The sequence below is a fragment of the Bacillus sp. ISO11 genome, assembly GCF_003458115.1.
In the GTDB taxonomy this organism is placed as follows: Bacteria; Bacillota; Bacilli; order Bacillales; family Bacillaceae_G; genus Bacillus_A; species Bacillus_A cereus.
Map to the genome: position 1 here is coordinate 75,946 of NZ_QXCO01000024.1, position 13,197 is coordinate 89,142.

Genomic DNA, 13,197 nt, shown 5'->3' on the forward strand with positions numbered 1-13,197 from the left:
AGGAGCGTTTCTATATGATAAAGCGAATGTTAAAGCAAGTGGAACAGATGGTAAATGGTACTGGATTAGCAGAGCAATATGAGGGAATTACTATTCAAGGCGTGTCTATTGATACAAGAAAAATTGAAAAAGGAAACTTGTATGTTCCGATTCAAGGGGAGCGCTTTGATGGACATGCTTTTGTAGATAAAGCTGTTGAAAATGGAGCTGTGGCTACATTATGGATGAAAGATGTAGCGAATCCACCTGAGAATCTTCCGGTTATTTTTGTGGAAGACACGCTATCCGCATTGCAAATGTTAGCGAAAAACTATCGTGATCAATTGGATGTTAAAGTTGTAGGTGTAACGGGTAGTAACGGTAAAACATCTACGAAAGATATTGTAACAAGTCTTCTTGCGACTAAATTCAAAGTGCAAAAAACAGAAGGGAACTTCAATAACCATATCGGATTACCTCTTACCATTTTAAACTTAGAAGAAACTACAGAAGTAGCAGTATTAGAGATGGGTATGTCAAGCCGAGGCGAAATTGAATTCTTATCTAAGTTAGCTCGTCCTAATGCAGCTATCATTACGAATATTGGTGAGGCACATTTAATGGATTTAGGATCTCGTGAGGCAATTGCTGAAGCGAAATTAGAAATTGTTACAGGGTTACAAGAAGGTGGCGTGTTCGTATATAACGGAGATGAGCCTTTATTAACGAATCGTGTTCCTGAAATGAATTTAGCAACAGAAACGGTTACGTTTGGTGATGCAAGAGCAAACGATTATTATCCAACGACTGTAACATTACAAGCAACTGGGACACATTTCAAAATGAATAGAGATGAAAATATTTCATTCTACTTACCGGTGTTAGGAAAACATAATGTGTATAATACACTTGCTTCAATGGCAATTGCGAAACATTTTGGTGTAACGTGGGAAGAGATGAAAGAAGGTTTAGTAACACTTCAAATGACGGGCATGCGTATGGAAATTGTGAAAACAAATAGTGGTTTAACAATTATCAACGATGCTTATAATGCAAGTCCGACGGCTATGGAAGCAGCATTCCATTTAATGAATGGTTTAGATGGTTTTGCTAAAAAAATCGTTGTGCTCGGTGATATGTTAGAACTTGGAGATCAAGAAGTACAGTTCCATTATGAGGTAGGAAAATTAATCGATCCAGCAAAAATCTCGCATGTATTCACATACGGTAGATTAGGGGCTCAAATTGCTGAAGGAGCGAAAATTAATTTCCCTAATGAACGTGTAAAGGCGTATGATAATAAAGAAGAGTTAGTAAAAGATTTACAAGCAGTAGTCGATGTGAAAGATGTTGTATTAATAAAAGCATCTCGCGGTATGAAATTAGAAGAAGTAATTACGATGTTGAAATAATTGGTGTATATAAATAGGGATGATAGTTACGAAAATAGAAGAAACTTATAATAAGCGCTTACAGTAAATATAAAAAAATAAAAGTGAAGAAAAAAACTCTGAATATGAAAATAAGGTAACAGTTGGGTTTGCTTTTTACACATACAAAACTTATAATTGATAAAGTGTAATAACGTTTAGAAGTATTTTCGTGAAGAATATACGCCCGTTTATATACGTGAGCATTCAGGAAAAGGGCTTTTCCGCAAATTCGGAAAACGCCTTTTTTTAAATGATAAGTATAGGATAGAAAAGGAGAAGTAACATTGACAACATTTCGAGAATTAGGATTAAGTGATTCTTTACTGCAATCTGTTGAAAGTATGGGCTTTGAAGAGGCTACACCAATTCAAGCTGAAACAATTCCACATGCATTGCAAGGTAAAGATATTATTGGGCAAGCGCAAACAGGTACAGGGAAAACAGCAGCATTCGGATTACCACTATTAGATAAAGTGGATACACATAAAGAATCGGTTCAAGGTATTGTTATCGCGCCAACGCGTGAATTAGCAATTCAAGTTGGAGAAGAATTATACAAAATTGGTAAGCATAAACGTGTTCGCATTTTACCAATTTATGGTGGTCAAGATATTAACCGCCAAATTCGTGCTCTAAAAAAACACCCACACATTATTGTTGGTACGCCGGGTCGTATTTTAGATCATATTAACCGTAAAACACTTCGTCTGCAAAACGTAGAGACAGTTGTTCTTGACGAAGCGGATGAAATGTTAAACATGGGCTTCATTGAAGACATTGAAGCAATTTTAACAGATGTGCCAGAAACACATCAAACATTACTATTCTCAGCGACAATGCCGGATCCAATCCGCCGTATTGCTGAGCGTTTCATGACTGAGCCTCAACACATTAAAGTAAAAGCAAAAGAAGTAACAATGCCAAACATTCAGCAGTTCTATTTAGAAGTGCAAGAAAAGAAAAAGTTTGACGTGTTAACACGCTTATTAGATATTCAATCTCCAGAGCTTGCAATCGTATTCGGTCGTACAAAGCGTCGTGTTGATGAATTATCAGAAGCATTAAACTTACGTGGTTATGCTGCAGAAGGTATTCACGGTGATTTAACTCAGGCGAAACGTATGTCTGTATTACGTAAATTTAAAGAAGGTTCTATTGAAGTTCTTGTTGCAACAGACGTTGCTGCACGTGGTCTTGATATTTCAGGCGTAACGCACGTATATAACTTCGATATTCCACAAGATCCAGAATCATACGTTCACCGTATCGGTCGTACTGGTCGTGCAGGTAAAAAAGGTATTGCAATGCTATTTGTAACACCACGTGAATCGGGACAATTAAAAAATATCGAGCGTACAACAAAACGTAAAATGGACCGTATGGATGCACCGACACTTGACGAGGCATTAGAAGGTCAACAACGTTTAATCGCTGAAAAGCTTCAAAGCACAATTGAAAATGAAAACTTAGCATACTACAAGCGTATTGCAGAAGAAATGTTAGAAGAAAATGACTCTGTAACAGTAGTAGCTGCTGCTTTAAAAATGATGACTAAAGAGCCGGATACAACTCCGATCGCTTTAACATCAGAACCACCTGTTGTTTCAAGAGGCGGCGGTTCTAAAAAACGCGGCGGTAACGGAGGCGGATACCGTGATGGTAACCGTAATCGTAGTCGTGATGCACGCGGCGGTGGCGATGGACGTAATCGTGACCGTAACCGTGATGGACGTAATCGTGACGGAAACCGTGATCGCAATCGTGATGGTGGTAGTCGTGGTCGTAGAGGTGAAGGCCAAGGTCGCCCTGGTTCTTCAAATGGACGCGGCGAAAGAAAACATCATAGCCGTCCACAAGCTTAATAAAAAAAAGAGAATGCCCTTTGCGGGCATTCTCTTTTTTTATTTCTATAATTGTGCATACTACATAATAGTTATGATAGAAAAGGGGCTGTTATATGCTTGTAAGGCTTGGTTACGTTGCGATGAGTGTACATTTGAAGAATGCATCTCCATCTCAAACGATGACGTATGCACAGTTTCAGAAATTAGATGATCGTGCTGCTGCAATTCGTAAACTTGAAAGAATTGCTAATTCCAATTTAGAAAATTGTTTACGTTTATTAAAGCATAATAAAGGGCATGACATATCTTTCTTTCGGCTCAGTTCAAAGCTCATTCCTTTAGCGAATCATGAGGAATTGCTAGAGTGGAACTATATTCGTCCTTTAAAAGAAAATTTAAAAAAACTAGGTGAATATGCAGTTCATATGAATATGAGAATTGATTTCCATCCAGATCATTTTGTTGTACTAAATTCACCTGAGGAGAGTGTTTTTAAACAATCTGTAAAAACATTGCAGATGCACAAAAAATTATTAAAAGGCATGGGGATTGAACATAAGCAACGATGTGTACTGCATGTCGGAGGAGGATATAAAGATAAAGAACTTGCATTAGAGCGCTTTATAGAGAATTGGTCTAATGTCCCAAGGGGTATTCAAGAAATGATTATATTAGAAAATGATGATACAACCTTTACGTTAGAGGAAACATTATATTTAGGAGAAAAATTAGATATTCCCGTCGTATTTGACTTGCATCACCATATGATGAATAATGAGCAAGAAGATTGGTATGAAGATTGGGCACGTGTCGTTCATACGTGGGAAACGTCTTTGTTGCCGGTTAAAATGCATATCTCTAGCCCTAGAGAGGGAAAAGATCCAAGAGCTCATGCAGATTATATTAATGTAGAGGCATTTTTATCTTTTTTAAGAAGGATAAAGGGAAGTGTTCCGCAAATTGATTGTATGATTGAGGCGAAGATGAAGGATGAGTCTTTATTTCAATTAATGAGAGATTTAAGTGAACAAGTAGATGTAGAAATTATCGATGGTGCAAGCTTTTATATTAAATAAGCTTTGCACCATCGTTTTTTTTGGTTAAAAAAGGGGTTAAAATGCCACCGGTTATTAAACCTGTTAAATGACTGATCGGATTGGCAGAAGGGTTAAAGAAAGTAAATAGTAGTAATAGAAGAATCATAATTGAGAAAATGGCAATTTCTTTTGGTTTTGAAGAGCGGTATCGATTGTACAATAAAAATAACTGTGCACCTAATAGTCCGAAAATACCACCTGATGCACCTGCGTGAATATATTCAAGCGGCATAATAATATAAGAAGAAATATTTCCAGAAATTCCAGAGAGAAAAAATAGAATAAAAAAAGAAAAGTGTCCGAGTTGCTTTTCGATAGAAGAACCAAGAGCGAACAAAAAAATACTATTAGAAAGAAAATGTTGTAAGTCTACGTGTACGAGAAGAGAAGTTATGACACGCCACCATTCTCCTTTAGCGATATATTCATTAGAGGCTGCCAGTGGTAAGAGAAAAAAGTCGCCTAATATCATCATGACTAAATGAATAAGAAGTAAGGTAAGAATAGTCGGTTGTAAAGAAATATGAGTGGATCTTATTAGCATACGGTTACTTTCACCCCTTTTGCATCAGAAAGATTCTCTGTTATTCTTATCAATATGAAAGAAGAAAGTTAAATAGAAGAAGGGGATTTCGAAATGATTATAGGGATTGGTATCGATATTATTGAATTAAATCGTATTGAAAAAATGCTAGATGGAAAGCTTAAATTTATGGAACGTATTTTAACGGAAAATGAACGTAATGTTGCTATGGAGCTGAAAGGAAGTCGTCTTACAGAGTTTGTAGCTGGAAGGTTTGCAGCGAAAGAGGCGTATTCAAAAGCTGTAGGTACTGGTATCGGAAAAGAAGTGAGTTTTTTAGATATTGAAGTGAAAAATGATGAAAGAGGTAAGCCAATTCTGATTACAAGTACAGAGTATATTGTTCATTTATCAATTAGTCATAGTAAGGAATTTGCTGTTGCTCAAGTTGTTTTAGAAAGCTCGTCACGCTAGTCTGCATATTTTATATCTTTGTCTCATATATTTGAGGTAGCGATAAGGAAGGTACATCTTCCATTCATTTATAGGGGCAAAGGGGCTGAATTGATGAAAAGGCGTCTGTTTTTAGTTCTTGTCGGTTTGTTGACCGTTTTTGTGTTGGCGGGTTGTATGGAAAAGAAGCAAGATGATGTCGTGAGAGATTTAGAATCAAAAGTAAAAGGGATGAAAAGTTATCAAGCTGAGGCAAAATTATCTATTAAAACAGGCAATGAGCCTCAAGAATATAACGTAGAGATTTGGCATAAGGAACCGTCTTTTTATCGTGTGAATTTAAAAAATGCAAAAAAAGATCAGAGCCAAATTATTTTGAGAAATGAAGAAGGTGTATTTGTATTAACGCCAGCACTTAATAAGAGCTTCCGTTTTCAAAGTGATTGGCCGCAAAATAGTAGCCAGGCTTATTTATATGAATCACTTGTAAGAGATATTTTGCAGGACAAGAAAAACCTTACTTTTGAGAAAACAGATAAGTATTATATTTTTAAAACAAAAACAAACTATCAACATCAAAATATGTTGCCGAGACAAGAGATTACATTGAATAAGAGCGACTTGACTCCAGTTTCAGTGAAGTTAATGGATAATGATCAAAATGTTCTTGTGAAAGTAGATTTCTCTAAAGTGAAATTCGATGCGAAATTTGATAAAGGTGCATTTGATACGAAACAAAATATGTCTAGAGCACAGGTAGATGTTCAAACAACAGCGAAAGAAGACAAACCGTTTGCTATTTTGTATCCACTTGATACACCACAAGGTATGACTCTGAAAGATGAAAAAGAGTTGAAGACAGACAGTGGCAAGCGTGCGATACTCACATACACTGGAAATAAGAAATCCTTTACTTTAATACAAGAAAAGGCAAAAGTTGCAGAGGCATCATCAGCGGTAAGTGTAAGTGGAGAACCAGTTGATCTTGGGTTTACGATTGGTGCATTGACGAAAGACTCTGTAACGTGGTCGCATAACGGAGTAGAATATATGCTCGTGTCTAAAGGTTTAGAGCCGAAGGAGCTGTTAATGGTTGCTCGTTCAGTTACAGCGAAGCAGGTGAAGTAAACTTCTTAGACGTGGTGATATATGTGCACCACGTCTTTTCTTAGTTTGAAGGTGGATTTCATAAAAGAAGCATATAAAAGAATAAGCTTCGCATATCGTGTATAAGGAAGTGTATTTATGGAAGAAGCACCATTTTACCGTGACACTTGGGTGGAAGTGGATTTAGATGCCATTTATAACAACGTTACACATATTAAAGAGTTCATCCCAAGTAATGTAGAGATTTTTGCTGTAGTTAAAGCAAACGCATATGGGCACGATTATGTACCGGTGGCTAAAACGGCATTAGAAGCAGGTGCAACAAGGTTAGCTGTTGCTTTTTTAGATGAAGCTTTAGTGCTTCGGAGGGCTGGTATTACTGAACCGATTTTAGTGTTAGGTCCCTCGCCGCCGCGTGATGTAAATGTAGCTGCTGAAAATGATGTAGCGCTAACTGTTTTTCAAAAAGAATGGGTGGAAGAAGCAATTAAACTTTGGGATGGTTCATCTGTAATGAAATTCCATATTAACTTTGATAGTGGTATGGGGAGAATTGGAATACGTGAAAGAAAAGAGCTAAAAGAATTTTTAAAGAGTTTAGAGGGTGCACCGTTTTTAGAGTTAGAAGGAGTATACACGCATTTTGCAACGGCAGATGAGGTTGAGACTTCGTATTTTGATAAGCAATATAACACGTTCTTGGAGCAGTTAAGTTGGTTGAAAGAATTCGGAGTGGATCCTAAGTTTGTTCATACAGCTAATAGTGCTGCGACGTTACGTTTTCAAGGGATTACATTTAATGCAGTGCGAATTGGGATTGCAATGTATGGATTATCTCCTTCTGTAGAAATACGTCCTTTTTTACCATTTGAATTAGAACCGGCGCTATCACTTCATACGAAAGTTGCTCATATTAAACAGGTAATTAAAGGTGATGGAATTAGTTATAACGTCACCTATCGAACGAAAACTGAAGAATGGATTGCGACTGTAGCGATTGGCTATGCAGATGGGTGGCTTAGAAGGTTACAAGGATTTGAAGTGCTTATAAATGGTAAAAGGGTACCGATTGTAGGGCGAGTAACAATGGATCAGTTCATGATTCATCTTCCTTGTGAAGTGCCACTTGGTACGAAAGTTACGCTTATTGGAAGGCAAGGAGATGAGTATATTAGCGCTACAGAGGTTGCGGAATACTCAGGGACTATTAATTATGAAATTATTGCAACGATCAGTTTCCGTGTGCCAAGAATATTTATACGGAATGGTAAGGTTGTAGAGATAATTAATTACTTGAACAATATATAGAAGGTAGTATGATTGCTTCTTGTCATTGGAGTGACTGTTCATTGCTGGATAATAAGCTCTTTTTGATGAGAAGCTTTTTACTTATAATCATTTTTTATATAAGTTGCACGTAAGTTTTGAAGAGGAGTTCTATTGTTTTTAGTTAGTTATGAGATAAAAAATTTAAGAAGATGAATGTTTTGTTTGTGAATTGGAAAACATAAGCAAGGAATAAGGAAGTCTTTGCAACAGGCTCCATACAATGGTATTATTACAATAGGTGTCATATATATATTTGGGTGTGTAGTTGACGGTGGAGGTGTATTTTTGTGTCCGAATCAAGTGTAACTACTGAAATCGTGGTTCGGTTGCCAAAGCAAATGGTAACGGAATTGGACGGAATTGGAAAACAAGAGAATAAGAATCGCCATGAACTAATTTGCCAGGCAACACAATTGTTATTGCGTCAACATAAGACGAAGAAACGCTACCAACATGAATCAATGCGACGTGGGTACATTGAAATGGGAAAAATTAATCTTGGTATTGCATCTGAAGCTTTCTTAGCAGAGTATGAAGCAGCTCATACAGTAGAACGCTTAGTTAGCGGGGGGTAATATTTTGATTGTAAAACGCGGCGACGTGTATTTTGCAGACCTTTCCCCAGTTGTTGGTTCTGAGCAAGGAGGCGTTCGTCCGGTTCTTGTCATTCAAAATGACATCGGAAATCGTTTTAGTCCAACGGTGATTGTAGCGGCTATTACTGCACAGATTCAAAAAGCGAAATTACCCACTCATGTGGAAATTGATGCGAAAAAGTATGGTTTTGAGAGAGATTCTGTTATTTTACTTGAGCAGATTCGAACAATCGATAAGCAACGCTTAACGGACAAAATCACTCATTTGGATGAAGTGATGATGAGTCGTGTAGATGAAGCGTTACAAATTAGTTTAGGACTAATAGATTTTTAAATCGGCAGTTTAAGTTGCTCTCTTTGAAGGGCAACTTTTTTTATTATAGAGGAGGTTACGGTTGTATATGGAAATGGTAGATAATCGACAAGCGTTAATGAAAATGTTAGTGAAAGAATTAGGCTTTACCGAAAAGCAAGTTCGTCATGTTATTCAATTAACAGAAGAAGGTAACACAGTTCCATTTATTGCTCGTTACCGAAAAGAATGGACAGGCTCTTTAGATGAGGTGCAAATTCGTACGATTTTAGAGAGATGGCAATATATGATGCAACTTGAAGATAGGAAGGAAGAAGTTCTTCGTCTTATTGATGAGAAGGGGAAACTGACAGAAGAGCTGCGACAGCAAATTGTTAAAGCTACAAAGTTGCAAGAAGTAGAAGATCTATATCGTCCATATAAAGAGAAAAGAAGAACGAAAGCGACAATCGCTAAAGAAAAAGGATTAGAACCATTAGCTGAATGGTTATTGTTATATAAGAAAGAAGATCCGGCTAAAAAGGCAGTGGAATTTATTAATGTAGAGAAAGAAGTGCAATCTGCAGAAGAAGCTTTACAAGGTGCACAAGACATTATTGCAGAAATGGTTTCAGATGAAGCTGCGTATCGTAGTTGGATTCGAAATGTTACTTTTAGAAAAGGTGTTATGTCTTCGTCCGTGAAAGATGAAGAAAAAGATGAAAAGAATATATATGAAATGTATTACAGTTATGAAGAACCATTGCAAAAAGTAGTACCACATCGTGTATTAGCAATGAATCGTGGCGAGAAAGAAGATATATTGAGAGTTGCTGTTGTTCCGCCAGTAGATGAGATAGTAACTTTCTTAAATAAGAAAGTAATTCGTGATAACGATTCGAAAAGTGCACATTATGTACAATTAGCGATTGAAGATGGTTATAAACGATTAATTCAATCTTCAATCGAAAGAGAAATTCGTAAAGAATTAACAGAAACAGCTGAAGAACAAGCGATACATATTTTCTCTGAGAACTTACGTAACTTATTATTACAACCTCCGATGAAAGGGAAAGTCGTGCTAGCGGTAGATCCGGCATATAGAACTGGTTGTAAATTGTCTGTAGTAGATGATACGGGGAAAGTACTACATATCGATGTTATTTATCCGCATCCACCTGTTCGTAAATATGATGATGCAAAAACGAAAGTTCTTTCTATTATAGATAAATATCAAGTTGAAATGATTGCAATTGGTAATGGGACAGCATCTAGAGAAACAGAAGAGTTTATAGTAGATGTATTACAAAGTGTGAACCGAGATGTCTTTTATATTATTGTAAATGAAGCGGGTGCTAGTGTATATTCAGCCTCTGATTTAGCTCGTGAGGAATTCCCAAATTTACAAGTTGAAGAGAGAAGTGCCGTTTCTATTGGAAGACGTCTGCAAGATCCACTTGCTGAACTTGTGAAAATTGATCCTAAATCAGTTGGGGTTGGACAATACCAACATGATGTATCTCAAAAGAGACTGAATGAGTCATTAACATTTGTAGTAGAAACAGCTGTTAACCAAGTTGGGGTTAATGTAAATACGGCTTCGGTTGCATTGTTACAATATGTTTCAGGTTTATCGAAAACTGTTGCGAAAAATATTGTGGCAAAGAGAGAAGAAGATGGGAAATTCACGAAGCGCACGGAATTAAAGAAAATCCCGCGTTTAGGTGCAAAGACGTATGAACAATGTATAGGTTTCTTACGTATACTAGAAGGAGCGAATCCATTAGATCGAACAGGTATTCATCCAGAGCAATATAAAAATGTTGAATTGTTATTGAAGAGTCTAGGGTTATCGATAGATGACGTAGGACAACCGCAATTACAAAAGAGATTGGAAGAAGTAGAGATTTCTAAGTTATCTCAAGAAACAGGAGTTGGGGAGCCGACGTTAGTTGATATTATAGATGCGCTTATTAGTCCAGAAAGAGATATGAGGGATGAGTTGCCTAAACCACTTCTGAAAAAAGGGATTTTGAAATTAGAAGATTTAAAACGTGGTATGGAACTAGAAGGAACAGTTCGTAACGTTGTTGATTTTGGTGCTTTTGTTGATGTTGGCGTAAAGCAAGATGGTTTAGTACATATTTCTAAACTTAGCAAACAGTTTGTAAAGCATCCGTTAGATGTTGTATCAGTAGGGCAAATTGTAAAAGTATGGGTAGATGATATTGATACAAAAAAAGGACGCGTTGCACTATCTATGTTGCCGATTGAATAGTAAGAGAAGAGAGCAGACGAAACTGCTCTTTTTTTATGGAATAAAAAGTGTAATGGATTATGAGCTTTGATGTATTTTGCTATAATAAAACCAGCATTCATTTAATAATTTAATTTGATACCGGTTTTTTTCGAAATATGCACGTTGCATTTGTTTTTTTAGCCACGTAGGCATAGGAATCCCTCCTTGTTTAATCCTGCTCTCAAAAATCTAAAATGCTATTGATGAGAGGTTGGTGAGTGGATTTCTATTCATGTTTTGTTTTTAGAAACCACGTTTCTTACATGAGGATGGGTATATGTACTATTTAATATATGTATAAGAAGGGAGAAAAGTGTAAAAATATTTTTTTGTTTAGGAGGAATGAGAGTGGATGAGCAAGAAATTCAGCGACTAGTGGAAGAAGTGTCACTACAATACTTTGAGAGGCCGTTCTTACATAAAGCAGTGTTTAATAATAGATTACGTACAACTGGTGGGCGTTATTTATTGAAGAGTCATAATATCGAACTGAATTATCGATATTACGAAGTGTATGGTGAAGAAGAGTTAGTCGGGATTATTAAACATGAGCTTTGTCATTATCACTTACATATTGCAGGAAGAGGGTATAAGCACAGGGACAGGGATTTCCGTGAGTTGTTAAAGAAAGTTGATGCACCACGTTTTTGTAAACAAATGATTAATGAAGAGAAGGAAAAAAAGATTTATAAGTATGAATGTATGGAGTGTTCACTTCAATATGTAAGAAGGCGTCAAATAAATACAAAAAGATATGTCTGTGGAAAGTGTAAAGGGAAACTCAAACCGATATCGAAAACATCTTGACAGTAAAAACGCAATCCAGTATATTATAAACATGTCACGTTTGAACAAGATGTTGTTAAAAACTTCTTGACTTACAGAGAGAATTTTTATAAGATACAAATTGTCTTCATTATTCCGCAGTAGCTCAGTGGTAGAGCTATCGGCTGTTAACCGATCGGTCGTAGGTTCGAGTCCTACCTGCGGAGCCATACAGAGAAGTACCCAAGTGGCTCAAGGGGCTCCCCTGCTAAGGGAGTAGATCGCTAACGCGGTGCGAGGGTTCGAATCCCTTCTTCTCTGCCATACATATTGGCCCGTTGGTCAAGTGGTTAAGACACCGCCCTTTCACGGCGGTAACACGGGTTCGAATCCCGTACGGGTCACCACTTTTGGAGGATTAGCTCAGCTGGGAGAGCACCTGCCTTACAAGCAGGGGGTCGGCGGTTCGATCCCGTCATCCTCCACCATATAATTTTATATGAATAGTATTGTCGCGGGGTGGAGCAGCACGGTAGCTCGTCGGGCTCATAACCCGAAGGTCGCAGGTTCAAATCCTGTCCCCGCAACCAAATGGTCCCGTGGTGTAGTGGTTAACATGCCTGCCTGTCACGCAGGAGATCGCCGGTTCGACCCCGGTCGGGACCGCCATTTTAACTTCTGCTATATAGCAGTTGTTTTTTATTGGACATTATGGTACAATAACATTTGTCTTTGAAAAGAAGATAATTATTTCGATGGGCTATAGCCAAGCGGTAAGGCAACGGACTTTGACTCCGTCATGCGCTGGTTCGAATCCAGCTAGCCCAGCCATTTACGAGCCATTAGCTCAGTTGGTAGAGCATCTGACTTTTAATCAGAGGGTCGAAGGTTCGAGTCCTTCATGGCTCACTTTTGTTTTTTCCGCGCGGTCGTGGCGGAACGGCAGACGCGCTAGGTTGAGGGCCTAGTGGGGGAAACCCCGTGGAGGTTCAAGTCCTCTCGGCCGCATCAAAAAAATCTTAAAAAAGTACTTGCATTTGAAAATGTAGTATGATAAGATAATTGAGTCGCCAAATTACAACGACGAAAAAACATCATGAATAAGCGCCCGTAGCTCAATTGGATAGAGCGTTTGACTACGGATCAAGAGGTTAGGGGTTCGACTCCTCTCGGGCGCGCCAATTACGGGAAGTGGCTCAGCTTGGTAGAGCACCTGGTTTGGGACCAGGGGGTCGCAGGTTCAAATCCTGTCTTCCCGACCACGCGGGTGTAGTTTAGTGGTAAAACAAGAGCCTTCCAAGCTCTGGTCGAGAGTTCGATTCTCTTCACCCGCTTTTAGTTCTTTGAAAACTGAACGAAACAAACAACGTGAAACGTCAATTTTTATTTTAGATGCTAGACAAACTAACTTTATTGGAGAGTTTGATCCTGGCTCAGGATGAACGCTGGCGGCGTGCCTAATACATGCAAGTCGAGCGAA

At 37.9% G+C, this 13,197-nt stretch carries 12 protein-coding genes, 12 tRNA genes and 1 rRNA gene; 23 read left to right on the forward strand and 2 right to left on the reverse strand.

Annotation, left to right across the window (positions count from 1 at the left end):
• Nucleotides 1-14 precede the first annotated feature (14 nt).
• From murF to uvsE, 3 genes are all read left to right on the forward strand, one after another.
• On the forward strand, nucleotides 15-1,391 hold the full coding sequence (murF, locus tag D1166_RS22270; RefSeq protein WP_000595964.1) for a UDP-N-acetylmuramoyl-tripeptide--D-alanyl-D-alanine ligase: 1,377 nt from the start codon (nucleotides 15-17) through the stop codon (nucleotides 1,389-1,391).
• A 305-nt stretch (nucleotides 1,392-1,696) separates the two neighbouring features.
• Entirely contained in the window at nucleotides 1,697-3,274 is a 1,578-nt protein-coding gene (gene cshA / locus D1166_RS22275; RefSeq protein ID WP_000206584.1) for a degradosome RNA helicase CshA, read from the forward strand.
• A gap of 95 nt (nucleotides 3,275-3,369) precedes the next feature.
• Nucleotides 3,370-4,332, forward strand: a complete 963-nt coding sequence (uvsE, locus tag D1166_RS22280; RefSeq protein ID WP_000961161.1) for a UV DNA damage repair endonuclease UvsE — start codon at nucleotides 3,370-3,372, stop codon at nucleotides 4,330-4,332.
• Here the strand turns inward: uvsE and D1166_RS22285 are convergent.
• The gene (locus D1166_RS22285) at nucleotides 4,325-4,897 is read right to left on the reverse strand and encodes a rhomboid family intramembrane serine protease (RefSeq protein ID WP_000908523.1); all 573 of its coding nucleotides are present in this window, start codon (nucleotides 4,895-4,897) and stop codon (nucleotides 4,325-4,327) included. The two genes, uvsE and D1166_RS22285, sit on opposite strands and share 8 nt — an antisense overlap.
• A 93-nt stretch (nucleotides 4,898-4,990) precedes the next feature.
• Here D1166_RS22285 and acpS point away from each other — a divergent pair, with 93 nt between their 5' ends.
• The 6 genes from acpS (at nucleotide 4,991) to D1166_RS22315 (ending at nucleotide 10,931) form a co-directional block, all read left to right on the forward strand.
• Nucleotides 4,991-5,350 carry a holo-ACP synthase gene (gene acpS, locus D1166_RS22290; protein ID WP_000583417.1) on the forward strand — a complete coding sequence of 120 codons (360 nt, stop codon included), beginning with the start codon at nucleotides 4,991-4,993 and terminating at the stop codon, nucleotides 5,348-5,350.
• Nucleotides 5,351-5,506: 156 nt separating this feature from the next.
• Nucleotides 5,507-6,457, forward strand: coding sequence for a LolA family protein (locus D1166_RS22295; protein WP_002060618.1), 951 nt, complete (start codon nucleotides 5,507-5,509; stop codon nucleotides 6,455-6,457).
• 117 nt (nucleotides 6,458-6,574) lie between these two features.
• Nucleotides 6,575-7,744, forward strand: coding sequence for an alanine racemase (alr, locus tag D1166_RS22300; RefSeq protein ID WP_000390617.1), 1,170 nt, complete (start codon nucleotides 6,575-6,577; stop codon nucleotides 7,742-7,744).
• Nucleotides 7,745-8,052: 308 nt separating this feature from the next.
• Nucleotides 8,053-8,340, forward strand: coding sequence for an antitoxin EndoAI (locus tag D1166_RS22305; protein WP_000004570.1), 288 nt, complete (start codon nucleotides 8,053-8,055; stop codon nucleotides 8,338-8,340).
• 4 nt (nucleotides 8,341-8,344) lie between these two features.
• The gene (ndoA, locus tag D1166_RS22310) at nucleotides 8,345-8,695 is read left to right on the forward strand and encodes a type II toxin-antitoxin system endoribonuclease NdoA (protein ID WP_000635965.1); all 351 of its coding nucleotides are present in this window, start codon (nucleotides 8,345-8,347) and stop codon (nucleotides 8,693-8,695) included.
• Nucleotides 8,696-8,762: 67 nt separating this feature from the next.
• Entirely contained in the window at nucleotides 8,763-10,931 is a 2,169-nt protein-coding gene (locus D1166_RS22315; protein ID WP_000426236.1) for a Tex family protein, read from the forward strand.
• A gap of 57 nt (nucleotides 10,932-10,988) precedes the next feature.
• On the opposite strand, the gene cmpA is transcribed toward D1166_RS22315, so the two are convergent.
• On the reverse strand, nucleotides 10,989-11,105 hold the full coding sequence (gene cmpA / locus D1166_RS22320) for a cortex morphogenetic protein CmpA (protein ID WP_001143642.1): 117 nt from the start codon (nucleotides 11,103-11,105) through the stop codon (nucleotides 10,989-10,991).
• A 195-nt stretch (nucleotides 11,106-11,300) separates the two neighbouring features.
• On the opposite strand from cmpA, the gene D1166_RS22325 reads away from it, so the two are divergent.
• From D1166_RS22325 to D1166_RS22390, 14 genes are all read left to right on the forward strand, one after another.
• The gene (locus tag D1166_RS22325) at nucleotides 11,301-11,759 is read left to right on the forward strand and encodes a SprT family protein (protein ID WP_000344240.1); all 459 of its coding nucleotides are present in this window, start codon (nucleotides 11,301-11,303) and stop codon (nucleotides 11,757-11,759) included.
• A 113-nt stretch (nucleotides 11,760-11,872) separates the two neighbouring features.
• Nucleotides 11,873-11,947 (forward strand) — tRNA-Asn (locus tag D1166_RS22330).
• Nucleotides 11,948-11,950: 3 nt separating this feature from the next.
• Nucleotides 11,951-12,041: transfer RNA gene (locus D1166_RS22335), tRNA-Ser, on the forward strand.
• Between the two features lie 8 nt (nucleotides 12,042-12,049).
• A tRNA-Glu gene (locus D1166_RS22340) sits at nucleotides 12,050-12,124 on the forward strand.
• 5 nt (nucleotides 12,125-12,129) lie between these two features.
• Nucleotides 12,130-12,205: transfer RNA gene (locus D1166_RS22345), tRNA-Val, on the forward strand.
• Between the two features lie 25 nt (nucleotides 12,206-12,230).
• Nucleotides 12,231-12,307: transfer RNA gene (locus D1166_RS22350), tRNA-Met, on the forward strand.
• Nucleotides 12,308-12,310: 3 nt separating this feature from the next.
• A tRNA-Asp gene (locus tag D1166_RS22355) sits at nucleotides 12,311-12,386 on the forward strand.
• Nucleotides 12,387-12,473: 87 nt separating this feature from the next.
• Nucleotides 12,474-12,548: transfer RNA gene (locus D1166_RS22360), tRNA-Gln, on the forward strand.
• Nucleotides 12,549-12,553: 5 nt separating this feature from the next.
• Nucleotides 12,554-12,626: transfer RNA gene (locus D1166_RS22365), tRNA-Lys, on the forward strand.
• A gap of 16 nt (nucleotides 12,627-12,642) precedes the next feature.
• Nucleotides 12,643-12,725: transfer RNA gene (locus D1166_RS22370), tRNA-Leu, on the forward strand.
• Between the two features lie 96 nt (nucleotides 12,726-12,821).
• Nucleotides 12,822-12,898 (forward strand) — tRNA-Arg (locus D1166_RS22375).
• Between the two features lie 4 nt (nucleotides 12,899-12,902).
• A tRNA-Pro gene (locus D1166_RS22380) sits at nucleotides 12,903-12,979 on the forward strand.
• 1 nt (nucleotide 12,980) lies between these two features.
• Nucleotides 12,981-13,051, forward strand: a tRNA-Gly gene (locus tag D1166_RS22385).
• A gap of 76 nt (nucleotides 13,052-13,127) precedes the next feature.
• Nucleotides 13,128-13,197, forward strand: a 16S ribosomal RNA gene (locus D1166_RS22390); the annotation flags it as partial.

What these genes read in the sequence shown, in the direction of transcription:
- murF (WP_000595964.1), top strand. Translation starts at nt 15, where the DNA reads ATGATAAAGCGAATGTTAAAGCAAGTGGAACAGATGGTAAATGGTACT.
- alr (WP_000390617.1), top strand. Translation starts at nt 6,575, where the DNA reads ATGGAAGAAGCACCATTTTACCGTGACACTTGGGTGGAAGTGGATTTA.
- uvsE (WP_000961161.1), top strand. Translation starts at nt 3,370, where the DNA reads ATGCTTGTAAGGCTTGGTTACGTTGCGATGAGTGTACATTTGAAGAAT.
- D1166_RS22285 (WP_000908523.1), bottom strand. Translation starts at nt 4,897, where the DNA reads ATGCTAATAAGATCCACTCATATTTCTTTACAACCGACTATTCTTACC.
- D1166_RS22315 (WP_000426236.1), top strand. Translation starts at nt 8,763, where the DNA reads ATGGAAATGGTAGATAATCGACAAGCGTTAATGAAAATGTTAGTGAAA.
- acpS (WP_000583417.1), top strand. Translation starts at nt 4,991, where the DNA reads ATGATTATAGGGATTGGTATCGATATTATTGAATTAAATCGTATTGAA.
- D1166_RS22295 (WP_002060618.1), top strand. Translation starts at nt 5,507, where the DNA reads ATGGAAAAGAAGCAAGATGATGTCGTGAGAGATTTAGAATCAAAAGTA.
- cmpA (WP_001143642.1), bottom strand. Translation starts at nt 11,105, where the DNA reads ATGCCTACGTGGCTAAAAAAACAAATGCAACGTGCATATTTCGAAAAA.